The organism is Alteromonas sp. AO-Serp (assembly GCF_017849675.1).
Taxonomy (GTDB): Bacteria; Pseudomonadota; Gammaproteobacteria; order Enterobacterales; family Alteromonadaceae; genus Alteromonas; species Alteromonas macleodii.
Genome location: NZ_JAFLMX010000068.1, coordinates 40,138 through 65,746 on the forward strand (window position 1 = coordinate 40,138; position 25,609 = coordinate 65,746).

The following is a 25,609-nucleotide window of genomic DNA, read 5'->3' on the forward strand; positions in this document are numbered from 1 at the left end:
ACAGTATGAAACTTAAAAAATTAATGTGTTGTTGGCCACAAGTATGAACAAACATCAATCGTCACGGTCGGCAAACAAAAAACAAAGGATTCAATTTCCATGAGCTGGATTCAAAAAATTCTTCCTCGCACGCAAACATCAACCAAAGGTAACGTACCAGAGGGTATCTGGACGAAGTGTGGTTCATGCCAAGCAGTGCTGTATAAGAGCGAACTGGAAAAACTTCAGGAAGTTTGCCCTAAATGTGACCATCACATGCGTATTACGGCACGCCGCCGTATCGATGCGTTCCTAGATGATGGCGATCGCGTTGAGTTAGGTGCAGAGCACGAGCCGCAAGACGTACTTAAGTTTAAAGACTCTAAGCGCTATAAAGACCGTATCGTTGCTGCACAAAAGGCAACGAACGAGAAAGACGCGCTAGTGGTAATGCAGGGCAAGCTAAAAGGTATGCCGGTAGTGGTTGCGTGTTTTGAGTTTGCGTTTATGGGCGGCTCAATGGCATCGGTTGTAGGTGCTCGCTTCGTTGCTGCTGTTAATGCATGCTTAGAAAACGATATGCCGCTTATTTGCTTTAGTGCTAGTGGCGGTGCGCGTATGCAAGAAGCACTGATGTCGCTAATGCAAATGGCTAAAACATCTGCAGCGCTTGCTAAAATGAGTAAGAAAGGCCTGCCTTATATTAGTGTACTTACAGACCCTACAATGGGTGGTGTATCTGCAAGTTTGGCAATGCTTGGTGACGTAAACGTAGCCGAGCCAAAAGCGCTAATCGGCTTTGCGGGTCCTCGCGTAATCGAACAAACAGTAAGAGAAAAGCTGCCTGAAGGTTTCCAACGCAGTGAGTTCCTTGTTGAGAAAGGTGCAATTGATATGATTGTTGACCGCAGAGATATGCGTGATAGATTACACAGCCTGTTGGTTAAGTTGCATTATAAGAATTAGTGAATAACGAAAACAATCTAAATACTGGCTCAGCGCCACACGCAGAAAACGCTTCAGCGTCTTCATCTTCGCAAAAAAGCCTGAGCCAGTGGTTATCCTACCTAGAATCTATTCATCCTAGCGCCATCGATATGGGGCTAGACAGAGTGAAAGCGGTGGCCAATGCCATGGGACTTTCGCTTAGCCAGTCTTTGGTTATTACTGTTGCAGGCACTAACGGTAAAGGCACAACGTGTCGCTTACTCGAACAGGCCATGCTATCGCAAGGAAAAAGTGTTGCGGTATACAGTTCACCCCATTTAACCGACTATCGTGAACGCGTGCGTTACAACGGTGAATTACCTCCTGCCGATGAATTTGTGAATGCATTTGAGTTTGTTGAAAGCGCGCGAAAAGACACGGGTGGCGAACCTATTACTCTAACTTACTTTGAGTTCGGTACACTGGCTGCCATGAAAATGATGCAGTCATGGGATGTTGATGTGGTCATTCTTGAAGTGGGCCTAGGCGGACGTTTGGATGCCACCAACATTATTGACCCCTATCTAGCTGTTATTACGACTATCGATCTTGACCATCAAGATTGGCTTGGTAATACCCGCGAAAAAATTGCTCGGGAAAAAGCGGGCATTATGCGCAAAAGCGGCAACGCAGTGGTTGGTGAGCTGTTTCCTCCATCATCGCTTTACGATGTGGCTAACGAGCTACAAGCTAACGTACGTTGGGCTACACAAGATTTCGAAACAGTGGTAGCAAGTGATTACAGTGAGTGGAGCTGGAAAGGGAAGGGCAATAGTTATACGTCGCTACCTTACCCTAAAATTCCACTTCAAAATGCGAGTACAGCGTTGGCCGCGCTGGAGCTACTAGATTTGCTGCCCGAAGAAAGCGTGGTAAGAGATATTATTGAGAACACCACCATGCCGGGGCGCCAGCAGACTATCAGTGATTCCCCGTTAGTAGTTGTAGACGTTGCCCATAATCCACAAGCGACGACAGCTATGCAAGATTGGCTAAACCGTTACGATGTAAGCCAAATGCGCGTTGTGGTGGGCATGCTAAAAGATAAGTCTATTGCAGAGACCTTAGCGCCACTGGCGACACTTAATGCCAAGTGGTACGTAGCGTCAACGAGTGGTCCTCGGGGCTGCAGGGCAGAAGTACTTGAAAATGCACTTGTTAATGCCGGCACAACCATAGAGAATATAGACACGTTTCAGGACGTGACCTCGGCATATCAGCGCGCGCTTGCAGATTATCAAACTGGTGAACTTATTCTCGTTTTTGGTTCTTTTGTTACCGTAGCAGACGTGCTTGCTGAGCAAAACTAACACGCGCCTTGTAGAGTAAAACCGTGTATTCAAGCAGGAGAGCACAGTGACATCGGCATTAAAGAATAGACTGGTGGGGACAATTATTGTTGTCGCCCTAGCGGTAATCTTTTTACCAGACTTTCTTGATGGCAAAAAGCAAACAAACAGAGAACCTTTTGTCTCTGTACCTGCTAATCCGCCTAAAAAGCCCATCGTAGAGCCAGAATCTTTTCCATCAGAGCGCGTGGCGAAAGCTGCGGTGCCAGCGGTTGAAATTCAAGATGAAACGGCATTAGATGATGATTTGGATTCTTCTGGCACAGGGGAAAGTGGTCGTGCAGGTGAAGCCACTACCGCAAAAGCGCCAGCGGTGAAAACTTTTGAAGAAGACAATCTAGCAAGCCAAACGGTGGTTAATACAAAAAGTGCCGCAGACGATGACGCTGGTTGGGTTATTCAACTTGGCAGCTTCCGACACGAGAAAAACGTGAAGGCACTGCTGACGAAACTGGAAAAGGCTGGGTATCGTGCGTTTAGTCGCAAAATTCAAACCAGTTCTGGCCCGCTTAATAAAGTTTTCGTTGGCCCAGATTTAGACAAGAAAAAACTGGAATCGGCACTACCTCACTTAAAGGAACTCACGAGTCTTAAAGGTAAGGTCACTACGTTCAAAGTTGAATAGTGCGCATTGTTCCTGGTGCTTGTCGAATTAAGCACGGACAGAGCAACAGGGATTGGTATTACAGACTAGTAATATTTTTATCTTCTGTTAGAATGCGCGCCATCTCGCCAAAGGCTCGTTGCTTTACGATAAAAAGCAACATCAACGCAATAAAGAGACGATGAACTGGGTAGACTTTTCCATACTGGGTATCATTGCGGTATCTACCTTAATAAGCCTGATCAGAGGGTTTGTTAAAGAAGCCATCTCGTTAGTGGTATGGTTTGCTGCACTCTTTATTTCAAGCAATTTCTACGCTGACCTCGCCGTTTACTTCACAGCCATTGACGATCCTTACTTAAAAAACGGTGCTGCAATTGCAGCATTGTTTGTCACCACGCTCATTCTTGGCGGCATGATCAATTACGTGATTAGCCAATTGGTTCAGGCAACAGGGCTGTCTGGAACAGATAGGGCCCTCGGTATAGTTTTTGGCGCACTGCGTGGCGTGCTTATAGTTAGCGCATTGCTCTTTTTTATGGATACCTTTACTGGTGCAGCTTCCTCAGATTGGTGGCAAGCATCGGTACTCATTCCAGAGTTTGGTGTCATCATTGAGTGGTTTTTCAGCTATGTGAAAGACTCCTCCAGTTTCTTAAATCCCGCTTGAAATAGGTAACGCACATGTGTGGTATAGTCGGAATAGTTGGTAAAACGCCCGTAGCTCAGTCACTGTACGACGGTCTAACGGTTATTCAACACCGTGGACAGGATGCCGCAGGCATAATGACTATCGACCAAAATATGTTTAATTTGCGTAAGGCAAATGGTTTGGTTCGAGATGTTTTCCATACGCGTCATATGAAGAGGCTGTCTGGCAACATGGGTATTGGCCATGTTCGCTATCCTACCGCGGGTACATCAAGCTCTGCAGAGGCGCAACCGTTTTATGTGAACTCGCCGTTTGGTATTGCCTTTGCTCATAACGGCAACCTCACCAACGCCCATGAACTACAGGAAGAAGTATTCCGCATTGCACGCCGCCACATCAACACCACCTCAGATTCAGAATTATTGCTTAACATTCTTGCGCATGAACTGCAGCAGGTAGCAGGTTTAAGCGTAAGTGCCGAACACATTTTTGAAGTGGTAACGAAAGTTCATAAGAAAATTCGTGGTGCCTACGCAGTTGTTGCGGCCATCATCGGCCAAGGTATTGTAGCGTTTCGCGACCCGCACGGTATTCGTCCTCTAGCACTCGGTAAGCGTATGAGCGAGCTGGGTGAGGAATGGATGGTGGCATCTGAAAGCGTGGCGCTTGATGCTGTTGGCTTCCAGTTTGTACGCGATGTAATGCCAGGTGAAGCGGTATTCATTACCGAAGAGGGTCAACTGCACACCAGACAGTGTGCCGAGAATCCAGTAACCTCTCCGTGTATCTTTGAGTTTGTTTATTTTGCTCGCCCAGATAGCTTCATAGATGGCATTTCAGTTTATGCATCGCGTGTAAACATGGGCCGTAAGCTAGGTGAAAAAATTAAGCGCGAATGGGCAGATCTGGATATCGACGTGGTTATTCCTATTCCTGAAACGTCGATGGATGTGGCGCTTCAAATCGCAAACACACTGGATTTGCCATATCGCCAAGGCTTCGTTAAAAACCGCTACATTGGACGTACTTTCATTATGCCTGGCCAAACCATGCGTAAAAAATCAGTACGCCGTAAGCTAAACGCAATCTCATCTGAGTTTAAAGGTAAGAGTGTACTACTTGTCGATGACTCTATCGTGCGCGGTACTACATCGGGTCAAATCATTGAGATGGCGCGTGAGTCAGGTGCGAAGAAAGTATACTTTGCGTCAGCTGCTCCAGAAATTCGTTTCCCAAATGTGTATGGTATTGATATGCCATCGGCAAACGAACTGATTGCTTATGGTCGTGAAATAGATCAAATTGCAGAGCTTATCCAAGCAGATGGCCTTATCTTCCAAGACATTTCTGACTTAGTAGATGCCGTTCGCGAAGAGAACGAAACTATTCAGCGTTTTGAAACGTCTGTTTTTGATGGTAACTATATTACTGCGGATATCGACCAAGAGTACCTTGAGCGAATTGATATGTCGCGCGGTGAAGCGTCAAGAAAAGCGCCAGTGGTGCAAGCAGAGCTTAGCAACCTTGATGTGCATAATATTGATGCCGCTGATTAATGTAAGACGCTCTTTGATATAACAAAAAGCCGCTTTTTAAAGCGGCTTTTTTAATGCTTTATTTCAATGAAAGAGGCTAGTGAACAAATACTGGCCCGCCAGACAGTCCCCACACCAAAACTGAACCTGTCATTAGAATAACGAGCAATACTAGCCCACATGTCACTACCGAGCTTGAATAAATGAACCCTTTATCTTCTGGCATATGCATCAAAATTGGCACGCCAGAGTAGAGCAGGTATACCGAATAGCTAATACCGACTAACAGCGCCGTCATCACTACCCAGAGTTCTGGGTAAAGACCTGCGAAGCCCACCATAAACAACGGTGTAGCCGTGTAGGCCGCAAGTTCCAGCGACTGCGTATAAGTTGGCGTCGCATCAAACGCTTTAGCCAACTCATGAATAAGTACAGCCAATGCGACCACGCCTGCAATCAAGCCAAAATACATGCCTATACCCATCATAATGGCGGTATTTTCGCTAAGGCGAATTATGTCACCTGCGCCGATTCTCCAGCCAGTATGGGCACTGGAATAATAGGCCACGAGTGAAGGAATGAGAGATATAAAAGCGATATGGGTAAGCGCGTAAAAATAGGTTTCGTGTTTGGTATCAATGGTTTGCCACTCTTCTTTTGGATGAGTGTAAATACCAATTAAATGATTCAAAATCATAAAGTCCTGCCTTGTTCACCAACGTTATTATTTTAAAAAATATTGTTGTGAGGCAGGGAGAACACACGGACTAACCGTAAAACCAAGGAGACACAAACATAGCGCAAAGCGCTAAACACTGCCGTTAACAATATGTTTACAAATTGAGTGTGCAGCAGAATGACTAAGCCGTCAATATAAATTGATTAATTTATAAACGGATGCAAAGCGTTAACTTTAGCGTGGTGCACCTGAGTGGAAACGCAATTCGTCATCGTCGCTTTCAATCAGCGATTTTTCAACGCTTCCGAAGTGGGCAACGCGCTCTGAAATATCGGTTTTAGCGATTTGCCCAGCCAGCGTTAGGTAGTCTTCAAAGTGTCTGGCCTCAGAGCGCAACAGCGACACATAGAACTTGCCTAAATTTTCGGAAACATACGGCGCAAGTTTGGCAAAGCGTTCACAGGAGCGCGCTTCAATGTAGGCACCACAAATGAGCTTGTCGACAAGCTTTTCAGGTTCGTAAGTGCGTACGTGACGCAACAAGCCATTGGCGTAACGACTGGATGTTACCGACTTATATTCAAACCCCAACTCGTGCATAATTTCTAGCACTTGGTAAAAATGATGAAGCTCTTCTTTAATTAGCATGACCATTTTATCAAGCATGTCTTTTTTAAAAGGGTCTAGCCCTTCAGTGTTAAATACATTTTTGGAAAGGTGCTTAGTATTAAGCGATTGCCAATCGCCTTCGTGGCGGTAAGTGAAGTCTTCGTAAGGTTTCAACCAGCCCAGCAATACCTTACTGGTTTCCTCATCGGCTACATAGCGGCGAAGTAGGTACATAGCCGACTGAGCCGCTTTAAGCTCGCAAATTAGGTGGTCAGTAAGGATAACGCGAAGGTTTTCCTCTTTCTGCGCTTCGTCTATCCACGACTGTGGCGTCTCGCAATGTAAAAAGGCATTGATTGGTGAAAGTAGAGACGTGACTTCAGAAGTGGAAATTACAGACATGTTGAAACTCAATTTTAAGTGCTACGGTTTTTCAGTTACATTTGAATTTGGCTGCTGCCAACGCTAGTTTCGGCAGTTTCGGTTTATAAAAGCACAAAATTCAGCGTATCTGAATTGAACCGTAATTTTACTTGATACCTACAAGCCCTTACAACTTAAAATAGAGGCCAATAAATTACAAAATGAATTATCTTGCCCATCTTTTCTTAGCCCGACCAACTGCCGATTCTCAATTCGGTAACCTACTCGGTGATTTCAGGCGGGGTGTTGATATTAAAGAGTTTGGACAAGCGGTACGGCTAGGTCTTAAAAACCACTATGAAGTCGATAGGTTCACCGACAGTCATACCAGCGTCTTAGCAGCAAAGGCGTTATTTCATAAAAGTCGTCGGCGCTTTGCACCTGTGGCGCTGGATATCTACTTCGATCACTTGCTAATTAAACATTGGGCGTCGTTTACAACACAGGGTTTTGACGAATTCAGGGAACAAAGTTTCGCATTGTTAGAACAGCGATTGCCCACTATGCCAAGAACGATGCAGCACAGTGTCGGGCATATGATAACCCATGACTGGTTTGAAGGTTATGCTAAGGAAGAGGGCATTGCTAAGGCGATTACTGTGGTTGCTAAACGTATTCGTTTTCCCAACACGTTTCATCTTGCTGTGGATGATATTAATGCGAACAGAGACGAGATTGAAGCGAGATTCTTAACGTTTTTCCCTGAACTCATTACACACATAAAAATCAATGGCCCTGAGAATATTTGAAAGGCTTAACCGTGTTACAGAAATGTATCGAAGAAATTGGTCGTTTTGTCGTTCATTGCTAAGCTGTCATGTGAACAGCGATATAGTAAAGCGTGCAATACAAAGACAACACAAAAAAGATAAAATTAACGACACTCAAAGATAATAATGATGAATATTCAATCCTTAGTTAGAAATACATCGCCCGTATTATTAAGTCTGGGTAAAAATAAACACAAAGCGCAATCGCACGCGACCCTAGCATGGTTAACGGCAGCCTTAATTGCTTTTGTAAGCTTAACTACCAGTGCTTCAGCGCAAGAAGAAAGCGCATCTGCCCATGCTCGTTCAATAAAAATTGATAGCAGTGTAGTGACAGAGCACGAAACTAAAATCCTAGGCAAGCGCGTAAAGTACAGTGCTACCACGGGTACTCAACCGGTTTGGAACAGTAAAGACGAAGCGGTTGCCACTTTGTTTTACACTTACTATCAGCGCACTGACGTAAAAGAGAATACTGAGCGCCCGCTTATTATTTCTTTTAACGGTGGTCCAGGCTCTGCGTCAGTGTGGATGCATGTAGCCTACACAGGCCCTCGTATTCTTAATATTGACGATGAAGGCTATCCAGTTCAGCCCTATGGTGTTCAAACCAATCCTTACTCCATTTTGGATGTGGCTGACATTGTGTTTGTTAACCCAGTGAATACAGGGTACAGCCGCGTGCTGCCTAAAGCTGACGGCAGCATGCCATCGCAAGATGAACAGCAGAAAATGTTCTTTGGTGTAAATGCCGATATTAGCTATTTGGCAGACTGGGTGAATACTTTTGTAACGCGTAATAATCGCTGGCGTTCACCTAAATATCTTATCGGTGAAAGTTACGGCACGACGCGTGTGTCAGGATTAGCATTAGAGCTTCAAAATCGCCAATGGATGTACTTAAACGGCGTTGTGCTTGTATCGCCAACCGATATTGGTATAGAGCGCAACGGGCCGGTAAAAGCCGCTAATCGACTGCCTTATTTTGCTGCCGCGGCGTGGTATCACAATAAGCTTGAACCCGCGTTGCAAAACAAAGATCTTACTGAGCTATTGCCTGAAGTTGAAGACTTCACCATCAATACGCTTATTCCTGCTCTGGCCAAAGGTGGCTTCATTGGTGAAACGGAAAAGCGAGATGTGTTAACGCAAATGGCACGCTATTCTGGGTTAAGTGAAGCGTCTATTGCGCAAAACAACTTAGACGTGAGCACTGCATTTTTCTGGAAAGACTTACTGCGCGACGAAGGGAAGACGCTAGGTCGTTTAGACAGCCGCTATTTAGGTATAGATGCTAAGCAAAGCGGCGACCGCCCTGACTATTGGGCTGAGCTAACATCATGGCTTCATTCGTTCACGCCCGCTATTAATTACTATTTGCGTGAAGAGTTAAACTACAAAACTGATATTAAGTACAACATGTTTGGAAACGTGCACCCGTGGGATAGAAGCAATAATCAATCGGGTGAGAACTTGCGATTAGCCATGGCGCAAAACCCGTATCTGAATGTGATGATTCAAGCTGGCTATTACGACGGCGCAACGAACTACTTTGATGCCAAGTATACGATGTGGCAGCTCGATCAAAGTGGCAATTTAAAAGACCGTTTGAGCTTTAAGGGATATCGCAGCGGCCACATGATGTATCTGCGTCGCGACGACTTAAAACAGTCCAACCAAGACCTACGCGAGTTTATTAAAATGAGCACACCAGGCAAAGGCATACCTGCTGAATACAAGCGATAGTACGTCTGAAAATCTAAAGACAAGGATGTCAGGTTTTTTTACATTATATTAAACTAATTCATTATTTATTTTTTAAGCTTCTGTATTTAAAAGCTATTTTAGATTTGGCTTACACTTTGCTAAATCGGGTCTGCTAAATAATGAAATTCTTATTAACATAAACTACAAGGACGTATACATGAAAAAGTCTTCGCGTTTTTCATTATCCCTGTTGGCGAGCGCAGCGCTAGCATTCTCAATCTCAAGCACCACAGCCAATGCTTCAGTGCTCCTTTCCGGCTGGGAAGGCTCTACTGAAAGTGGATTTGGTAACTTAGCGATGAATGGTAACGACGACGGTTCATCGGGCGCTATCGTATTTGACGCATTTGAATCGCTTGCCTTCGATAGTGGCGTAAATTTCTTTGGTACTTCATACGATAGATTCTTCATTAACAATAACGGTAATATAACCTTCAATGGCACCGTGAGCTCCTTTACGCCAAGACCCTTCCCCATAAGCAACCAGCCAATGATCGCGCCATTTTGGGGCGATGTAGATACGCGCTGTGCAGAGTGTGGCGACGTGTTTATCGGTTCACCGAATGAAAACACGCTGGTAGTGACATGGAACGATGTTGGTTACTACAGTCAAAACAGTAACCCCACAAACACGTTCCAATTAGTGTTAATTGATCGGGAAGACACAGGTGCGGGAAATTTCGACGTTGAGTTTAGATATGAAGATATCGGCTGGACTTCAGGTAGTGCGTCAAACGGCGTTCCAGCACAAGCGGGTTATGACGCGGGAGATGGGGAAAACTTTTTCACTGTGCCGGGGTCTCAAACCGCCGCTATCGCTGATATAGACGAAAGTAACAGCAACACGGGCACGCCTGGTATTTGGAAGTTTGCTATTCGCGATGGCGTACTACCGGGTGATACTCCAGAAAACCCTATATTGCCAATTGTTAATCCAGAAACACCGACAGACTATGAATTTGAATTCTCTATCGATGATCCAGATGAACTTGTATTCATCGACCCAGATGTGGCAGTAGGCTATGACTATATTGTAAATAGTGGTCCAAACATCGCGTCAGTGCTTTTGCCTGAAGGTTACGACGACGACATGTTTGACCTATTTCTTTGGGACAATGTTCTGATGGATTGGTTCGATACAGGCACAGATATCACTGGTGGTGAGGAGTACGACTTCAATACCCCAGTTGACCGCTTCAGAATTATGGGAATTGATGTTTCGAATATGCTCGAGCCTACGCCGGACGCATTTGTAACCGGCCTCACTTTCGATGGTTCTGGCGTTGTTAATATGAACCAGAATGCCGTTACTGTGTTTGTACCTGATCCTGTATCTGTGCCAACACCCAATACTCTATTTCTAATGCTAAGTGCAATGTTTGCTACGCTTGTTATAAGAAAGCGGAAGCAATAAAGTTGTCATAAAAGAGGGGGAGCGTGCGCTCCCCGTTTTGCTAAGAGGTGAAAGTGAAATATTTAGTAGCAGTTAGTTTAGTACTTGCATCGTTTTTTTCATGGGCTGTAACCACAAGTGACTTTGGTAGTTGGAGTTTGCTATGTAATGATTCGTCTGTGTGTACGCTTAGCCAGCTCGTTGCCAAAGACAAAGAAGCAAAAAAAGTGCTATTGGGCGTCAACGTTGACTACTCCTATTCGCAAGATTTTCCAGTATTGAAAATAAAGCTTCCAAAAAATACACTCACAAAAAATGGTGTAGGAGTAAAAATCGACGATTTTGCATCCATACAAGTGCCATTCTCAGGCTGTGACGAGAAGTCTTGCCAAAGTATAGTGAAAATCGACAATGAGCTTTTGAAACAAATGCACAATGGACAGACTATGCTAATAGCGTTTCAAAAATCTGAAAACCAGCAAGTTACCTTGCCCATATCGTTGACAGGTTTTGAGGAAGCTTACGCACAGCTAAATCAAAGTATTCAAAAGTAAATGCACAGATACTCGTCTATTTTTGATATTTTGATACGCTGAATGCGGCTAGCTGCGCTAAACATTCAGCGCAGCGCTCTTTCAGCATATCTCTGAATAGTCTTACTGCTGGAGTAATAGATTGGCGGCTAGGGCAAATCAGCCAAAGCTGTTTCGGTTTAGGTTGATATTCGGGCAACAAGGTTACAAGTCGACCCTTTAAAATGTCGTCGCACGCATCTAAGCCAGATTTAACAGCAATACCTTTACCCGCAACGGCCCAACGCTTTACTATCTCTCCGTCGTTTGCGGTTCTGTTGCCTCGCATTTTTATCTTCAGCGGTGTCCCTTTGTGAAAAAACTCCCATTCGTTATATACCTTGTCGTGTAGTTGGTAAAAAAGTCCGTTGTGTGTTTGCAAGTCTCCAAATTTTTCAGGGGCACCATGAGAGCTGATATAAGAAGGGGAGGCAACAAGTAAACTTGGTACATCACAAATTTTGAAACCGTATACATTCGCATCGGTTGGAGTACCGTACCTTAGCGCTAAATCGACGGGATCGCGATAAAAGTCAATGTTGCTGTCACTCAGGTTGAGCTTTACGGTTATTTTGTCATGCAAATCCATAAAGTCATCTAGCCACGGCGCAATCACATTTCGGCCTAAATCAGACGATAAACCTAACCTAAGCTCGCCCTCAATCACGCCTGTATCGCCCTTTAAGTTCTGCTTGGCATTAGCCAGCATTGACATGGCTTCTTGGCACGTTGGCAAAAACCTTTCACCCGCAGACGACAGGCGTAGTGAGCGTGTAGTACGAACAAATAATTCGGCACCAAGGGCCTGTTCTACGCGTTTTACCGCAGCACTTGCGGTTGCTGTACGCATATTCAAATGTGTCGCTGCTGCAGTAATGTTTCTAAATTCAGCAACTTTTATCACTACATTCAAGTCGTCGAGTAACATGGCTTTCAAAAACTATTTGATAATGTTTCTTTTATTGTGCTGTTTATCCAAATTTAATCAAGAGTATGATGATGATATTACTCAAAGGAGAGACAAATGATGAAAGCTATTGGTTATACCCACTCACTTGGTATTAATGAGCCTAATGCACTGGTGGATATTGACATCGAAAAGCCCAGCGCGTCGGGTCGAGATTTACTTGTAAAAATAAGTGCGATAGCAGTCAACCCGGTCGATTATAAAATTCGTCATCGCGTTAATCCTAATGGAGGTGATCCCAAAATTCTGGGGTGGGATGCAGTAGGTGAAATCGTTGATATAGGCGCTGATGTTACCGAGTTCGCAGTTGGTGACAGAGTTTACTACGCTGGCGACCTTACCAGAGCCGGCTCAAACGCAGAGTTTCAATTAGTTGATGAACGTATTGTCGGTAAAGCGCCTAAGTCTCTGTCAGACAGCGATGCTGCGGCACTTCCTCTAACCACAATCACAGCATACGAATTGTTGTTTGAGCATCTTGCTCTAAGGCAACAAAGTGAAAAGAGCGATGAGGTTGTGCTTGTGGTAGGCGCAGCTGGTGGCGTGGGTTCTATTATGCTGCAATTGCTTAAAGTACTAACGGGGGCTACCGTGATCGCCACTGCCTCGCGTGAAAGCTCAAAAAGCTGGGTTCAGGAGTTAGGTGCCGACTACGTAGTGGATCACAGCAAGCCTATGGCTGAGCAAATCAAGGCGTTAAACATTGGTGAAGTGACTCATGTCGCAAGTTTAAATAATACGCACAAGTACATTGAAAGCTTTGTTGAAGTTATGAAGCCAAAGGGCAAACTAGCGCTAATTGACGACCCAGAAAGTCTTGACGTAGCCAAGCTAAAGCAGAAGAGCTTGTCACTTCATTGGGAGTTCATGTTTACGCGCTCAATGTTTGAAACCGACGATATGGCAGAGCAAAGCCGTCTGCTTGCTCATGTAGCATCGCTTATTGACGAAGGCAAAATTAGAACTACCGTTGGCAAACACTTAGGTAAAATTAACGCTGCTAACTTAATCGACGCGCACAAGATTTTAGAAGAAGGGCGAGCTATCGGTAAGTTGGTTCTAGAGGGCTTCTAAAGAAAGCGTGCTTGAGATGATATTCCGTAATACTATGCGCTAAATTAGGTGGTTTTGGCTAAGGTTTATAGCGCAAATGTTTGAATGGCTTGCGAGTCCAGAAGCTTGGGTGGCATTAGGCACCTTAATGGCATTAGAGATAGTGCTTGGTATTGATAACATAATCTTTATTTCAATATTGGTGGGCAGGCTACCTGAACATCAAAGAAATAAAGCACGTCAAATAGGCCTTGGTTTAGCCATGGGCTCGCGACTGTTATTGCTATTTAGTTTGGCTTGGGTAATGGGCTTAGTTAATCCGTTATTTAGCCTCTTTGGGAATGAAATATCTGGCCGTGACATTATTTTAGTGTTGGGCGGCCTCTTTCTTATTGCAAAATCAACCCACGAAATACATGCCAGTTTCGAGGTGACCGAAGCATCAACTACGGAAGTAGCAGCTTCTGGTTTTTTCTCAATTTTGGTTCAAATTGCGGTGCTCGATGTTATCTTTTCTCTCGACTCTGTTATCACAGCAGTAGGGTTAGTTGAACATTTGAGCATCATGGTTATTGCTATTGTTGCGTCAGTAGCAGTGATGCTAGTAGCTGCAAAGCCGATTGGCGACTTTGTGGATGCAAACCCAACCATTAAAATGCTGGCTTTATCGTTTTTGATTTTAGTGGGCTTTACCTTAATAACAGAAGGCTTTGATGTTCATGTACCTAAGGGGTATGTTTATTTTGCGATGGCGTTCTCGTTTATTGTAGAAATTCTGAATATTAAGGTTCGCTCGCGAAGAGCAAAGCAGGTCAGCACCATTCACTTGTCTAAAAAAATGAGTAACGACGGAAACTAGTTGCTCGTCGGGGCGAGTCAGATAAACCGAAGGCACCATATTAAGGTGCCTTCTTTTTATGTACTTAGCCTTGAACATTAACCAAAGTACGGCCAGAAATCTGCCCTTTTAAGATTACGTCTATGTTTTCATTTACCGCATCAAGAGTCACTTCCTCGGTAAGGTTATCAAGGCAGTTTAGCTTCCATTCACTAGCAAGCTTGTCCCACAACCTCAATCTTGGAGGCATTGGGCACTGCACAGAGTCGATTCCAAGCAATGAAACGCCTCGCAAGATAAATGGAAATACGCTCACGTTAAGATCTGCAGCAGCCGTAAGACCGCAGCACGTCACCGCGCCGCCATATTGCGTAGCTTTGATTGCCTGTGCTAGATACTCTCCGCCTACTGTATCAACGGCGCCAGCGAATTGCTCCTTAAGCATGGGGCGTTCTTTGTTTTCTAATAGTTCGTCGCGAGTTATCACTTTGCTTGCGCCAAGTGTCTTTAAAAATGACTCATGCTCTTTTTTTCCGGTGCATGCCACAACCGAAAAGCCAGCTTTGGCCAACAGGGCAACAGCGACAGAGCCCACGCCTCCTGTAGCGCCAGTGACTAGAATATCGCCTTTGTCAGGAGTCACGCCGTGTTCAACCAAGCCTTGTACCGATAGTCCTGCAGTAAAACCTGCGGTACCAATGATCATTGACTCTCTCAACGTAAGTCCATTTGGCTTAGCTACCGCCCATTCACTTGGAATTCTGATGTATTCGCCAAAGCCTCCAGCGGTGTTCATGCCGAGGTCAAATCCGGTGACAATAACTTCGTCTCCTTCTTTAAAGCGATTGTCACCACACGATACCACCGTGCCTGCTGCATCAATTCCTGGGGTATGAGGAAAGTTTCTGCTCACACCTGGATTGCCGGTGGCTGACAGTGCATCTTTGTAGTTAAGCGATGAATAATGCACCTTAATGAGTAGCGTGCCTTCAGGCAAGTCATCAAGTGAGCGCTGCGTTACGTTGCGCGTGAAGGATTTATCTTCCTGCTTTTCTACGAGCAAGGCTTTAAACGATGTCATACCTGTCTCCGTTAGTCGAATGATTACGCTACCCATTGTGACGATATATAAACTTTGCGCAAGTATGCACTTTTTAGTAGGGTAGTACCCTAAAAAATACTATTGGCGTGATGTAAACCCTTTGCTCGATTTAACAAAGACCACTGACATCAATGCTGACATTAATAATAAAGCCTTTTACGTAGTGAATATGAACGTAATTACTCTAAGAGGGAGTAGTATGACCGCAACTTTGAACAGTGTAGTGGCAGAGGAAAGTGATGTGACATCAGACATTGATAATAACGCCGTCCTAAAAAGCCAGAAACAAGATAATGCGCCCAATGCTGTAGAAAATACGAACGGCTCAAATCAATACATTTGTGGCGTAGCAGTATCCCTTGAGATAATAGGCGGTAAATGGAAAGGGGTTATTTTGTGGCACCTTTGCCATAAAACGCTACGTTTCAGTCAGTTGCGTAGACGATTGCAAGGCGTTACCCAGAAAATGCTTACACAGCAACTCAGAGAGTTAGAGCGTGATGGGTTGGTAAACAGGAAAGTGTATGCTGAAGTGCCCCCTCGTGTAGAGTATTCTCTTACCGATTTAGGCCGTACACTAGAGCCAACTTTACGTCAGCTATGTGACTGGGGTAGGGCGTATAACGACGACTACAGATAAAACACCAACACAAAATAATACGTCGTTTAGGTAAACGAGTACTGAGTTAATTCACAACAATACCAGTTCTTCTGGTGGGGCTTGTAATACTTAAATCGTAATGGCTAATCCAAGGTTTACGTGCCGCTAATGCGTTTAAGCGCATTGACGGCACGTGTTAGTTCCTGAATAGCTGAGCGCTAAGTAGCTAAACTATCGCTAAAGATTGCGTTTTAAGCAAGTAGCGAGTTGATTGACAACACGCTTTCTTCACCATTATCCACCGTATGAATTGTTGCATCCATGGTGCTGAAGTTCACGTTTAGTGACGCCGCATGGTTGCCGTTTTTCCACGAAAGCACGAATACGTTGTTGATGTAACTCACGTCAAATACACCGTTAAAAGCATCGCTTTCGTTTCTTAGCCTAATAAGCTGCATAAGGCCTTTAACCACTGGCTTCTCAACGGCTTCTTTTACCATGGCAGTAGACAAGTATGGGCGGTTGATGTCGCGGCCAACATTGGTTTTAGCAAGTAACGCCATGTCATTGTGCGCAGCAAGCAAGCCACCGTAATAAACTTGAGGGATACCCGGGCTAAAAAATTGAATGGCGCGTGCAACCAAATAAGCGAAGTCATCTTTACCTAACGCATCGTAATATGTGCAGTTTACCTGGTAAAGGTCTACATTATTTGCAGCGGCACCGGTGGCTTTTTTAGACTCGCCATTGGAATTTTCATGTATTTGGTCAACGAGCGAATTAATCGCATCTGCGGTAAGCAGGCCTGGTTTGTCACCATTCGCGCCCACGTCAACAATGCCGATGCCATCGTGAGTATCTAGCACGGTAAAGCAGTTACGTGGCGAAATTGAAAGCCAGTATGCCAATGCCTCTGCATTTTTAGAGAACAAGGTGTGTAGTACAAGCGGAGGTAAAGCGAAGTCGTAAACACTGTCGCAACGCGCAGCAATATCAATTTGAGTTTGATAGTGACTGTGTATTTCGACCAAACACTGCATGCCCATACCACGTGCGCGGTTTGATAATTCTTCGATAAATTCGAAGGTTTCTTCAAGCATAAAGCAGTTCGAACCTGCGCGTTTAATTGCATAGCCCGCCGCATCTAAGCGAATAAGATCAACATTACTTTCAGTAAACGACTGAAGAATAGAAGATAGGTAGTCTTTGCCTAACTGTGACTCCACATCAATATCAATTTGATTAGAGGTAAAAGTTGTCCAGAACGGCACGGTTTCAGGGTTACCAGTCTCTGTGCCCACCTCGTAATCGCTGAAAAACGGTGTGGGTCGAGGGCGGAACACTTGTGCTATTTGTTCGTCAATTTGCGTTTGATCGTTGCCCTTAAAAATATCTTCCTTGGTTAAGAACAGCGGCCAATAACTCGATTCGCGCCCGTTTTTCAGCACGTCTTTGAACGCTTCACTTTGCCCCGACATATGGTTAACAATGAGGTCGGCCATGATATCTACCGATTCGCCAAGCTTTTTAACGTTGTCCCAATCGCCCAAGCGCTCATCGACCAAGGTATGATCGATAGGATCGAAACCCGCGTCTTCACCATCGTAAGGGTAGTAAAAAGGAAGGATGTGAACACCCGTAAACAGGCCACCTAACGGGCCCTGAAGTATGCTTGTTAGACTCTCGATGTTGCCATCGCCTAGTCGGTCTGCATAGGTGATTAGTTGAACGCCATTGCGTATAGACATGATAACTCTCCAAAATTCAGCATGCGCTTGCTCGTACTTCTCTTACGTATCGCGAGCACACATTACTACGAATTAAGCACTACCAGTCTGGCAGATTCAAAATTAACCATGTAACGGGTTTAGCTTAATTCTTAATCTTCTGCTATTGACTGACCAAATTTGGTTGAGACTCACAGAAAATCAAAATCTTAATCGATTAAGATAAAATAGCAGTAGAATAGAAATTTGTAAATGAGAAGTTTAAAAAATGGAACTGTCGAACGCTCATGCGGCGGTTTAAATTAGGCAAGTTCTAAGGCAGGGTAGCTCGTTCAAGGGCTGTTCAATAGTAGAAAATAGCGAACAGGGCATTTTTAAATACGAGTACGGACCGCTAGTCTGGAGACCTTGTGTCTGATGACTCATTATTCGCTAACTCGTCAAATTCTCGCTTTGCTTCTTTCCACTTAGCAAGCTTTTCGTAGTATACGTCCCAAATACATGGGCAACACGAACCTCCGCCGCAACAATCGTCTCTTAATGGTTTCTCTGGTTCTTCGGGTAGCGACTTCATAGCACTTATCCTCGACTTTCTGCCTTAAAAATATCTAAATCTCAGATAATATTTTCAAGGCTTAACAATATCCTCACGTCCAAACCTAATGTTTAAGCGCAGAGAATACAACTTTGCCTGTGTATGTTACTCCTTATGATACGCCTTTGCAGCTTGAAAGGTTACAAAGGCGTTTAACCTATTTTCGTTAATACGTAAAAGCTGACATCAATGCCATCATGCTTATGGTGTTACAACTTCATACCACCAGATGCCTCAATCCTTTGGCCGTTAATCCAATAACTATCGTTACTTAATAGCGCTGCCATAACGCCACCTATATCTTCGGGTTGGCCAACGCGGCCTAAAGCGGTCTGAGAGGCTATAGCATTATTGACTTCGCTATTATCGCGAACATAGCCACCGCTAAAGTCAGTCTCAATGGCACCTGGAGCCAGGGTGTTTACTCTAATTTTACGGGCTCCTAACTCTGCAGCCAGGTAACGACTCATGACCTCTATGGCTCCTTTAGCCATACCGTAGGCGCTGTATCCTGGGAAGCAAAATCTTGCCAAGCCAGAGGAAACATTCAGTATTGCTCCGCCATCCTCAACAACAGGTAACAGTGTTTGGGTTAAAAAATAAGGTCCCTTCACATGCATATCAAATAGCGTATCGAACTGTTTTATACTTGTTTCTGTAAAAGAAGCATTTAGACCAACGCCGGCGTTATTTACCAGATAGGTAATAGCCTGTTTGCCAAATTGGTTTTTCAGGACGTCTTTAAGCGTAACCAGAAATTCCGGGAACGAATAATGCGAGGCGGCAGTGTTAAGGGGCAGGGCACAGGCTTTTCTTCCAATGCTCTGAATCTCTTTAACAACCTCATCGGCCGCTGCTTCATTAGTGTTATACGTGATAACAACGTCTATCCCTTTTTTCGCCAGTGCTAATGCGCCAGCACGCCCAAGACCTCGACTTCCACCTGTTATTAATGCAATCGCCATTGTTATCTCTCTTTGTTGGTTAATTCGTAGACGATTATATTGACTAAAATTGGTATGAAAAACCTACCTAAAGCGATAACATTGTTCTTATTTGGTGAACAATAGGCGAAAGATGGACAGGTTCGATATGCTTACACGGTTTGTAGAAACCGCGAGATTGGGAAGCTTCAGTGCGGCGGCTGCACTTCTAGGTTTACCGAAATCGAGTATTTCTCAAGCGGTAACAAATCTCGAAAAGCAGTTGGGCACACGCCTTTTTAACCGAAGTACGCGAAGCGTTTCTCTCACCTCTGATGGAGAAACGTTCTTGCCGCAAAGTATTGCCTTATTGAGTGAATGGGACGCCTTACAATCACAGTTCTTAACCTCAGCAGACAGCGTAAGTGGCGAGCTTCGTATCGATATGCCAAGCCGATTTGCAACCAATATTCTGCTTCCCATTTTAGGTGAGTTTATCTCTACTTACCCCAAGATTACGTTGCGAGTAAGCAGTGTCGATCGTAAAGTTGACCTTATTAAAGAAGGGTTTGACTGTGTGATTAGGGTTGGTGCATTAGCGGATAGCAGTTTGGTTGCCCGTCGCCTTTTAACTTATCCAATTTATAACTGTGTAAGTCCTGATTATGCGACGAAGTGGGGCATACCGCAGTCGCTGGAAGATTTAGCTAATCACAAGCTTATTGATTATTCCCATACCCTAAGTCACAAAACACCAGAATTTGAATTTATGAAAGGTGGAGAACTCCATGGTGTCGAAATGCAAAGCTTGTTAAGTGTTAACAGTACCCAGGCCTACTTTGCGGCGTGCGCAAGTGGATTAGGTATTGCGCAAATTCCAAGTGTGGGGGTTGAGTCAGAGCTGAAAGAAGGAAAACTAATTCGTGTGCTTCCTGAATTCGAGGCCCAGGCGATGCCGGTAAATCTCCTGTACCCCTCTAGAAGACAAATGCCACTTCGATTAAAAGTATTTTCAGAATGGTTAGTTGATAAATTAAGTGAAAACAAAAAGCCCTGTTGAATTACAGGGCTTAGGAAGTTGTGTCGTATTAGCTAGCTAAATACTAGCTCAATGAGCATTAATCAGCTCAATGAGCATTAATCAGCTGGAAGCTCTTCCGACGCTTTATTACCATTTAGGTTTTCTGGTGCTGCCACAATAGGTTTAGGTTTTACGGCATTGGCCTTGGTCAGTATGTCGCTGTTGCCTGTTACCAAATCATCTAATGTGCCTTTTTCCGCATCGACCAAGCCCACTTCACGCAACATAGAGTCTACCAGTGGGGCGTTAGCACGATAGCTTAGTGCGGCTTGCGTTACTTGTTCAGCTAAACCACTACCAGCAGTAGCAACGGTGTGATCGCCTTTCACGCCACTCCCTTGGCCGTAGCCTTGAAGAATTTTAATACCTTCTATGTTTTCAAGTGGCTTAACGGCGTGTGCCACAAGCTCAGGCAATATTTTGAGCATGGCAAGGGCTTTTTGCAGCTCAATTTGCTCGGTCTTAAGCGTATTTTCAGCCTCATAAAGCGCTTGTTTACCTTGTGCTTCAACAGCAAGCACTTTCTCATCAGCTTCAGCCTGAAGCATTTTTGCATCGGCAGCAGCCTTAGCTTCCGTAAGAATGGCGGCAGCAGAGTTTTCAGCTGCTTCTTTCTTAGCTTGTGCTTCTACGGTAATGCCCACAGCCTCACGCTCTGCCTCTTTACGCGCGTCTATAACTTCAATTTGCTTCTTACGCTCAGCTTCTGCCACCATTTTCGCTGTGGTTACTGCTTCCACTTTTTCCACTTTAGCTTTTTCCGCTTCAGCAGCTTTAGCACGCGCGGCCGACTCTTCCTCAGATTTTGTCGCAACGGCAATTTGTTTAATTTGCTCAGAAACCTCAACTTCTTGCTGCTGACGAATGCGCGCTTGCTCTAATGCCTGACGCTTAGCAATTTCTTGGGTTTCAATTTCCCGTGATTTTTCAATTTCCGCAGCCTCGATAGCACGGTTTTTAGCAATCTCTGCTTCGCGCTCTTCCCGTTCTTTCATTTCGCGCTGCTTAGCAATTTCTGCTTTTTGTTCCTGACGTTTAAAGGCAAGAATTTGCTCTTGGGCTAAGCGAGCTTCTTCTTCATCTCGTTTCACTTCTAGCGATTGTTTCTCAGCAGCCAAATTACGCTGTTCAATGAAAATGCGGTTTTCTTGTTGAATATCGTTGGTTTCTTTGCGCTTTTCTTCAATGATCTTCGTTAAGCGTGCACGCCCCTCCGCATCGAAAGCGTTGTTTTCATTGAAAAACTGTAGGTCGGTTTGGTCAAAACCAGTCAAGCTTACCGATTCTAACTCAAGACCGTTCTTTTCAAGATCGTTAGCCACGCTTTGCTGAACTTTTTGTACAAAGTCAGCACGCTGTTCATGCATTTCGGTCATGCTCATTTCAGCAGCTACGGCACGTAGTACGTCAACAAACTTAGACTCCATTAGCTTTTTAACTTCTTCAGCGCGAGTGGTGCGCGTTCCTAGCGTTTGCGCAGCCATTGATATGCCATTGGCATTGGGGGCCACGCGTAAATAAAAGTCTGCCTTAACATCAACACGCATGCGATCTTTGGTAATAAGCGCGTCTTTTTGAATTTTTTCCACTTCTATACGAAGGGTGTTCATATTTACTGGAATTATTTCGTGAACGACAGGAAGCACGATAGCGCCACCGTCCTTAATGACTTTTTCACCGCCTAAACCGGTTCTTACGAACGCTGTTTCTTTCGTCGCGCGGGTGTAAAGTTTGGCAAAGATAAGGCCAATAACGATAAGCCCTACAACAATAGCACCGGCAATAAAGAGTATTGACGGCAAGCTAGATGGTTGAATTGTATCCATACTTTTATCTCTTTTAGGTTATAGGTAGCGGGTTGCTAACCAGCTGTGTTGTTTTTTCTGAACTAAAATGACGCGCTCTCCCTGTGCGAACAACTCTTCATCTTCGAAAGGTTCTACTAACACAAAATGAGGCTGTGAATAATGGTCGGTAAACTTTGCTTCAGCTGGGTTGCCTCGGCTTGCTTTTCCAATCGTGATTTCGGCCACAGACCCAATGAAGTCATCGCTGTTAACCGCGCTAGACTCTACACTAGGCAACAAGCCTGAAATTACCTTTACGGTTTTAGCTGTTACGAATGCGCCAATAACAAATGCAAGAGGAACGGATAGGAAAGCTGGCAAGGTATAGCCGAGTGCACTCGCTGTTAAGCCGTTAACCATCAAGCCAACTAAACCGAATAGAGTAAGAAGTACTACCAGGTAAATAAGAAAGGGAACTTTATTAATATTAAGCCAGTTGGCAAACGAGGTATTAAGAAACCCATCGCCATCAAACTCTGCAAAATCATCGCCTAACCCCAACAGGCTTATACCAAAAATAGTGCTAACAAGTTCTAGTATGAAAATAAAGAAAACGGCTATAAGCGAAATGCTAAACCAGAAGTTTGTAGGGGAAAGAAGAACATCTGTCATTTACACCATCCATGATGACTAACTCGCTTTTGTTCTTTATACCACAGAACAAAAATTAAGCCAGCGTCTGACACATGTACATTCGGCTAGTTTGTAACAAAACCTTTTCCTAGTGAATAAATGGCCGTACTGCAGGCACAGCCATTTAGAAAGAGGCTTTTAAGGTTTAGTGTGAGTGACCTTCACCGATACTGTGACCATGCTCATCGTAGTAGCCACTGGCTCCTGCTTCAATAAAGCCTTGGGTAACCATTTTGGTTAAAAAAGGATCGGTGTGGTCATCGCCAATATCAGCGTAATCTGTACTTTGATAGTTTTGTCTTTTTGTAAAGAAGTCTTTCGTATTCTTATTGAAATCGACGGTTTTGAGTTTCCACTCTCTTACATACCCACTTTTATCAACGCTAAAAGATTCTATTAATTTTAGATGGGGAAGCCATGCCAATTTAAAGTGGCCCTGACTGTTATCTAGTGAATAGTATTCCACTGTATTACAGCCTTTACCGCCTACTGTATCTAGGGTCATGACATCAATAAGTTTGTCGCTAATAAGTTGGTAGCGGTATGAAAAGTCCGACTCTTTTTTTCCGTGAATGGTTTCACCAGGCTGGTATTCAATAGCGCGCTGATGAGCATCGAAAAAGCGAGTAGGTTTTATAAATTTGTTTCTAACAAGCGTCCATGACTCAGTAATATTGGTTGCAGGGTATTCATGTGCAACCTTGTTGCCGTTTCGCCACAAATGAAGGGATGTAGTTCGTGAGGTTTTTGATGGGCTTGTCGTGCTTATTTCATAATTAGCAAATAGGCTGCCACTGTCTTTCTTACACGTCTGCTCACTAGATACGTTAACTACCGACGAAGACTCAGCGACTTGAGCTAAGCTACACGTACTCGCACTTGTAAAAAAAATCAGCGCAAATGCATTGAATAATTTCATTCATTTATCCTACCGAGAATGATGTTATTAACTGAAGCGGAAAGGCGACCAAAGGCCGCCTTTGCATTACTTTTTTAAAATTTATTCCATTGCATTTTCTGCTTGAGATACAAAGTCTCCAGCAAAATCGATAACGTGGAATATAACGCTTTGCTCGTTAGTGCCGTTTACAAGGAAAGCGCCAGGGCCTTTGGCGTAAATGCCTACATCTTCACCTGAGTGTGTTTCCGACCCTAATGGGATTAAAGCTTCTTGGTGATAGCCTGGTGTTGTAGTATCGACATCAGTGATATCTTTACGACCTGTATCAGGGCCTTCTAAATAAGATGCATCTGAGTTAGTGACGTCTCCCAGATTTCTAAAGCCTAAACCATTGGTATAGCCAAGCGTGGTGTATGGGGTACCGTCAGCGGCTGTAGCGGCTTCATCTGAACCCACGTTTACCACTTTGCCCAAAATGGGGTTGCCGCGCTTAGGATAACCAGCAATGGTAAAGACGTGACCGTGGTCGGCGGTTACGATAATGAGAGTTTCTTCGTCATCAGTAAGCTTGTCAGCAGTATCAACAGCTTCAGCAAAAGCGATAGTGTCGTAAAGTGCACCGTAAGCATTACCTGCGTGGTGAGCGTGGTCGATACGACCGGATTCAACCATCAGGAAGAAACCTTCTTCATTGTTATCTAGCACTTTAATGGCTGCACTAGTCATTTCAGCGATAGATGGTTCACCGGCGATGTCGTTGCCGCGGTCGGCTTCGTATTGCATGTGTGATTCGTTAAAAAGTGCAAAGACTCTTTCAGTGGTTTCAGTATCTAGTCCGTCGAATCCAGACTTATCATAGATATAAACGCCGTTTTCGTACATGGCTTGCCACTCGGCCGTTAAATCACGTCCATCTGTACGATCACCTTCTACACTGCTTGCAGCGTCTGGGCTGTTAAATGCTTCGTCACGCGGTAAGAAGTGACGGCGTCCGCCACCCATCACAACTTCAAGGCCATCAACGTCTAATCCTTCAAAGTTCGCTTCCAAGTTAGCTTCGAAATTAACTAGCTGCTCGGCAATGTCAGAACAACCTGCAGTAATTGCATCTTCTGGCATATCTGAAATGTCTTCCCAGTTGCGATCCGCTGATTTTGCATAGGTTGCCGCCGGCGTGGCGTGCGTAATGCGAGCAGTAGAAATGATGCCTGTCGATTTTCCTGCAATTTCAGCAAGCTCAAGTGCCGTAACCAATTCGTTACCCACAACCGTAGAGCAATCACCGCGCTCAATATCTTCGTCTACGCCAATAACACCAACGTCAGTTTTTATGCCGCTCATCATTGCGGTCATGGTACCTGCAGAATCAGGTGTTTGGGCATCAACGTTATAAGTTTTTGAAAGCCCAGAGAATGGGAATTTGTCAAAGCTAAGCTGGTTTTCTTCGCCCGCTAGGCCGTTCATCTGGCCATCTAGAATACGCGCCGCTGTAACGGTAGAAACGCCCATGCCGTCACCGACAAACAAGATAATGTTTTTCGCTTTACCGCGCAGGTTCGCTACCATGGCTTTCAACTCTTCTTGCGAATTTACAGTCGCAGTAAAAGACGCGCGCGATGATGCTGTACTTTCTCCCGATGTTGCGTTCATCCAAACCGCTTTATTGTTTTCTACTTCGCTTTTAGCAGCCACAAACCACTCGTTATTGAGGCTAGTTAGTAGTTCGCTATTGCTTACGCTGTTTACACCAGGAACACAAACATAGCTGGTAGAAGTGATTTCAGAATCACCAAGCGTGCCGTCGGCATCCGCGTCTAAGCCAGAGTCGATGCGAATACCTGAGTTAGGGCAGTTAGCATCGCCAACCGCTAATTCTGTTTGTACGGTAAGGCTTGTTAAACCGTTTTGACCATTAGAGCCATCAGCACCAGGTGCGCCATCGCTACCATCGTCGCCCTCTAAGCTACACGCTGAAAGACCTGCTACTGCTACCGCAATTATACTTAATTTAAAAAGGTTCAT

The 25,609-nt window shown here is 44.6% G+C and carries 24 protein-coding genes; 13 read left to right on the forward strand and 11 right to left on the reverse strand.

Annotated features, from left to right (window positions below; all coding sequences use genetic code 11):
• Nucleotides 1-99 precede the first annotated feature (99 nt).
• The 5 genes from accD (at nucleotide 100) to purF (ending at nucleotide 5,127) form a co-directional block, all read left to right on the forward strand.
• Nucleotides 100-945, forward strand: a complete 846-nt coding sequence (gene accD / locus QVA83_RS05675) for an acetyl-CoA carboxylase, carboxyltransferase subunit beta (RefSeq protein WP_014949945.1) — start codon at nucleotides 100-102, stop codon at nucleotides 943-945.
• Nucleotides 945-2,276, forward strand: a complete 1,332-nt coding sequence (gene folC, locus QVA83_RS05680) for a bifunctional tetrahydrofolate synthase/dihydrofolate synthase (RefSeq protein WP_081334009.1) — start codon at nucleotides 945-947, stop codon at nucleotides 2,274-2,276. Before accD ends, folC begins: the two co-directional genes overlap by 1 nt.
• 46 nt (nucleotides 2,277-2,322) lie before the next feature.
• Nucleotides 2,323-2,940: an SPOR domain-containing protein gene (locus tag QVA83_RS05685; protein WP_061486083.1), complete on the forward strand. Its 618-nt coding sequence runs from the start codon at nucleotides 2,323-2,325 to the stop codon at nucleotides 2,938-2,940.
• 160 nt (nucleotides 2,941-3,100) lie between these two features.
• Nucleotides 3,101-3,589, forward strand: a complete 489-nt coding sequence (locus QVA83_RS05690; protein WP_014949942.1) for a CvpA family protein — start codon at nucleotides 3,101-3,103, stop codon at nucleotides 3,587-3,589.
• A 14-nt stretch (nucleotides 3,590-3,603) separates the two neighbouring features.
• The gene (purF, locus tag QVA83_RS05695) at nucleotides 3,604-5,127 is read left to right on the forward strand and encodes an amidophosphoribosyltransferase (RefSeq protein WP_014949941.1); all 1,524 of its coding nucleotides are present in this window, start codon (nucleotides 3,604-3,606) and stop codon (nucleotides 5,125-5,127) included.
• A 76-nt stretch (nucleotides 5,128-5,203) separates the two neighbouring features.
• Here the strand turns inward: purF and QVA83_RS05700 are convergent, their stop codons facing one another.
• Together QVA83_RS05700 and miaE are read right to left on the reverse strand one after the other, a co-directional pair.
• A complete protein-coding gene (locus QVA83_RS05700) occupies nucleotides 5,204-5,803 on the reverse strand; it encodes a Yip1 family protein (protein ID WP_061486082.1) in 600 nt (199 codons plus the stop codon).
• Between the two features lie 216 nt (nucleotides 5,804-6,019).
• A complete protein-coding gene (gene miaE / locus QVA83_RS05705) occupies nucleotides 6,020-6,796 on the reverse strand; it encodes a tRNA isopentenyl-2-thiomethyl-A-37 hydroxylase MiaE (protein ID WP_014976880.1) in 777 nt (258 codons plus the stop codon).
• 182 nt (nucleotides 6,797-6,978) lie between these two features.
• Between miaE and QVA83_RS05710 the strand changes: the two genes are divergently transcribed.
• The 4 genes from QVA83_RS05710 to QVA83_RS05725 all read left to right on the forward strand — a co-directional run bounded on the left by QVA83_RS05710 (nucleotide 6,979) and on the right by QVA83_RS05725 (nucleotide 11,301).
• On the forward strand, nucleotides 6,979-7,566 hold the full coding sequence (locus tag QVA83_RS05710) for an acyl carrier protein phosphodiesterase (RefSeq protein WP_061486081.1): 588 nt from the start codon (nucleotides 6,979-6,981) through the stop codon (nucleotides 7,564-7,566).
• A gap of 150 nt (nucleotides 7,567-7,716) precedes the next feature.
• Nucleotides 7,717-9,333 carry a S10 family peptidase gene (locus QVA83_RS05715; RefSeq protein WP_014949937.1) on the forward strand — a complete coding sequence of 539 codons (1,617 nt, stop codon included), beginning with the start codon at nucleotides 7,717-7,719 and terminating at the stop codon, nucleotides 9,331-9,333.
• 178 nt (nucleotides 9,334-9,511) lie between these two features.
• The gene (locus QVA83_RS05720; RefSeq protein ID WP_014949936.1) at nucleotides 9,512-10,768 is read left to right on the forward strand and encodes a nidogen-like domain-containing protein; all 1,257 of its coding nucleotides are present in this window, start codon (nucleotides 9,512-9,514) and stop codon (nucleotides 10,766-10,768) included.
• Nucleotides 10,769-10,821: 53 nt separating this feature from the next.
• Nucleotides 10,822-11,301, forward strand: coding sequence for an invasion associated locus B family protein (locus tag QVA83_RS05725; RefSeq protein ID WP_039236473.1), 480 nt, complete (start codon nucleotides 10,822-10,824; stop codon nucleotides 11,299-11,301).
• A gap of 16 nt (nucleotides 11,302-11,317) precedes the next feature.
• Here QVA83_RS05725 and QVA83_RS05730 read toward each other — a convergent pair whose 3' ends face one another.
• On the reverse strand, nucleotides 11,318-12,247 hold the full coding sequence (locus tag QVA83_RS05730) for a LysR family transcriptional regulator (protein ID WP_170826510.1): 930 nt from the start codon (nucleotides 12,245-12,247) through the stop codon (nucleotides 11,318-11,320).
• 99 nt (nucleotides 12,248-12,346) lie between these two features.
• Between QVA83_RS05730 and QVA83_RS05735 the strand changes: the two genes are divergently transcribed.
• Complete coding sequence (locus QVA83_RS05735) at nucleotides 12,347-13,360, forward strand: zinc-binding alcohol dehydrogenase family protein (RefSeq protein ID WP_061486984.1); 1,014 nt, start codon at nucleotides 12,347-12,349, stop codon at nucleotides 13,358-13,360.
• A gap of 76 nt (nucleotides 13,361-13,436) precedes the next feature.
• Nucleotides 13,437-14,198: a TerC family protein gene (locus QVA83_RS05740; protein WP_061486080.1), complete on the forward strand. Its 762-nt coding sequence runs from the start codon at nucleotides 13,437-13,439 to the stop codon at nucleotides 14,196-14,198.
• 64 nt (nucleotides 14,199-14,262) lie between these two features.
• On the opposite strand, the gene QVA83_RS05745 is transcribed toward QVA83_RS05740, so the two are convergent.
• Entirely contained in the window at nucleotides 14,263-15,258 is a 996-nt protein-coding gene (locus QVA83_RS05745; RefSeq protein WP_061486079.1) for a YhdH/YhfP family quinone oxidoreductase, read from the reverse strand.
• 220 nt (nucleotides 15,259-15,478) lie between these two features.
• On the opposite strand from QVA83_RS05745, the gene QVA83_RS05750 reads away from it, so the two are divergent.
• On the forward strand, nucleotides 15,479-15,919 hold the full coding sequence (locus QVA83_RS05750; RefSeq protein WP_061486078.1) for a winged helix-turn-helix transcriptional regulator: 441 nt from the start codon (nucleotides 15,479-15,481) through the stop codon (nucleotides 15,917-15,919).
• A 212-nt stretch (nucleotides 15,920-16,131) separates the two neighbouring features.
• Here QVA83_RS05750 and gtfA read toward each other — a convergent pair whose 3' ends face one another.
• The 3 genes from gtfA to QVA83_RS05765 all read right to left on the reverse strand — a co-directional run bounded on the left by gtfA (nucleotide 16,132) and on the right by QVA83_RS05765 (nucleotide 19,167).
• Nucleotides 16,132-17,628 (reverse strand): sucrose phosphorylase, encoded by a 1,497-nt coding sequence (gene gtfA, locus QVA83_RS05755; RefSeq protein WP_069944553.1) that lies wholly within the window; start codon nucleotides 17,626-17,628, stop codon nucleotides 16,132-16,134.
• Nucleotides 17,629-18,001: 373 nt separating this feature from the next.
• Complete coding sequence (locus tag QVA83_RS05760; protein ID WP_014949928.1) at nucleotides 18,002-18,181, reverse strand: oxidoreductase-like domain-containing protein; 180 nt, start codon at nucleotides 18,179-18,181, stop codon at nucleotides 18,002-18,004.
• 230 nt (nucleotides 18,182-18,411) lie between these two features.
• Nucleotides 18,412-19,167, reverse strand: a complete 756-nt coding sequence (locus QVA83_RS05765) for an SDR family NAD(P)-dependent oxidoreductase (protein ID WP_061486076.1) — start codon at nucleotides 19,165-19,167, stop codon at nucleotides 18,412-18,414.
• Between the two features lie 112 nt (nucleotides 19,168-19,279).
• Here QVA83_RS05765 and QVA83_RS05770 point away from each other — a divergent pair, with 112 nt between their 5' ends.
• Nucleotides 19,280-20,185, forward strand: a complete 906-nt coding sequence (locus QVA83_RS05770; protein ID WP_061486075.1) for a LysR family transcriptional regulator — start codon at nucleotides 19,280-19,282, stop codon at nucleotides 20,183-20,185.
• A gap of 77 nt (nucleotides 20,186-20,262) precedes the next feature.
• On the opposite strand, the gene QVA83_RS05775 is transcribed toward QVA83_RS05770, so the two are convergent.
• The 4 genes from QVA83_RS05775 to QVA83_RS05790 all read right to left on the reverse strand — a co-directional run bounded on the left by QVA83_RS05775 (nucleotide 20,263) and on the right by QVA83_RS05790 (nucleotide 25,609).
• Nucleotides 20,263-22,032 carry a flotillin family protein gene (locus tag QVA83_RS05775; RefSeq protein ID WP_039236487.1) on the reverse strand — a complete coding sequence of 590 codons (1,770 nt, stop codon included), beginning with the start codon at nucleotides 22,030-22,032 and terminating at the stop codon, nucleotides 20,263-20,265.
• Between the two features lie 18 nt (nucleotides 22,033-22,050).
• A complete protein-coding gene (locus tag QVA83_RS05780) occupies nucleotides 22,051-22,665 on the reverse strand; it encodes an OB-fold-containig protein (protein ID WP_014949924.1) in 615 nt (204 codons plus the stop codon).
• Nucleotides 22,666-22,831: 166 nt separating this feature from the next.
• Nucleotides 22,832-23,605, reverse strand: a complete 774-nt coding sequence (locus tag QVA83_RS05785; RefSeq protein ID WP_272972433.1) for a hypothetical protein — start codon at nucleotides 23,603-23,605, stop codon at nucleotides 22,832-22,834.
• Nucleotides 23,606-23,686: 81 nt separating this feature from the next.
• Entirely contained in the window at nucleotides 23,687-25,609 is a 1,923-nt protein-coding gene (locus QVA83_RS05790) for an alkaline phosphatase (RefSeq protein ID WP_278346828.1), read from the reverse strand.

What these genes read in the sequence shown, in the direction of transcription:
- QVA83_RS05750 (WP_061486078.1), top strand. Translation starts at nt 15,479, where the DNA reads ATGACCGCAACTTTGAACAGTGTAGTGGCAGAGGAAAGTGATGTGACA.
- QVA83_RS05780 (WP_014949924.1), bottom strand. Translation starts at nt 22,665, where the DNA reads ATGACAGATGTTCTTCTTTCCCCTACAAACTTCTGGTTTAGCATTTCG.
- QVA83_RS05775 (WP_039236487.1), bottom strand. Translation starts at nt 22,032, where the DNA reads ATGGATACAATTCAACCATCTAGCTTGCCGTCAATACTCTTTATTGCC.
- miaE (WP_014976880.1), bottom strand. Translation starts at nt 6,796, where the DNA reads ATGTCTGTAATTTCCACTTCTGAAGTCACGTCTCTACTTTCACCAATC.
- QVA83_RS05710 (WP_061486081.1), top strand. Translation starts at nt 6,979, where the DNA reads ATGAATTATCTTGCCCATCTTTTCTTAGCCCGACCAACTGCCGATTCT.
- QVA83_RS05700 (WP_061486082.1), bottom strand. Translation starts at nt 5,803, where the DNA reads ATGATTTTGAATCATTTAATTGGTATTTACACTCATCCAAAAGAAGAG.
- purF (WP_014949941.1), top strand. Translation starts at nt 3,604, where the DNA reads ATGTGTGGTATAGTCGGAATAGTTGGTAAAACGCCCGTAGCTCAGTCA.
- QVA83_RS05745 (WP_061486079.1), bottom strand. Translation starts at nt 15,258, where the DNA reads ATGACATCGTTTAAAGCCTTGCTCGTAGAAAAGCAGGAAGATAAATCC.
- QVA83_RS05730 (WP_170826510.1), bottom strand. Translation starts at nt 12,247, where the DNA reads ATGTTACTCGACGACTTGAATGTAGTGATAAAAGTTGCTGAATTTAGA.
- QVA83_RS05765 (WP_061486076.1), bottom strand. Translation starts at nt 19,167, where the DNA reads ATGGCGATTGCATTAATAACAGGTGGAAGTCGAGGTCTTGGGCGTGCT.
- QVA83_RS05715 (WP_014949937.1), top strand. Translation starts at nt 7,717, where the DNA reads ATGAATATTCAATCCTTAGTTAGAAATACATCGCCCGTATTATTAAGT.
- QVA83_RS05760 (WP_014949928.1), bottom strand. Translation starts at nt 18,181, where the DNA reads ATGAAGTCGCTACCCGAAGAACCAGAGAAACCATTAAGAGACGATTGT.
- QVA83_RS05770 (WP_061486075.1), top strand. Translation starts at nt 19,280, where the DNA reads ATGGACAGGTTCGATATGCTTACACGGTTTGTAGAAACCGCGAGATTG.
- QVA83_RS05720 (WP_014949936.1), top strand. Translation starts at nt 9,512, where the DNA reads ATGAAAAAGTCTTCGCGTTTTTCATTATCCCTGTTGGCGAGCGCAGCG.
- gtfA (WP_069944553.1), bottom strand. Translation starts at nt 17,628, where the DNA reads ATGTCTATACGCAATGGCGTTCAACTAATCACCTATGCAGACCGACTA.
- QVA83_RS05740 (WP_061486080.1), top strand. Translation starts at nt 13,437, where the DNA reads ATGTTTGAATGGCTTGCGAGTCCAGAAGCTTGGGTGGCATTAGGCACC.
- QVA83_RS05690 (WP_014949942.1), top strand. Translation starts at nt 3,101, where the DNA reads ATGAACTGGGTAGACTTTTCCATACTGGGTATCATTGCGGTATCTACC.
- QVA83_RS05785 (WP_272972433.1), bottom strand. Translation starts at nt 23,605, where the DNA reads ATGAAATTATTCAATGCATTTGCGCTGATTTTTTTTACAAGTGCGAGT.
- accD (WP_014949945.1), top strand. Translation starts at nt 100, where the DNA reads ATGAGCTGGATTCAAAAAATTCTTCCTCGCACGCAAACATCAACCAAA.
- QVA83_RS05790 (WP_278346828.1), bottom strand. Translation starts at nt 25,609, where the DNA reads ATGAACCTTTTTAAATTAAGTATAATTGCGGTAGCAGTAGCAGGTCTT.
- QVA83_RS05735 (WP_061486984.1), top strand. Translation starts at nt 12,347, where the DNA reads ATGAAAGCTATTGGTTATACCCACTCACTTGGTATTAATGAGCCTAAT.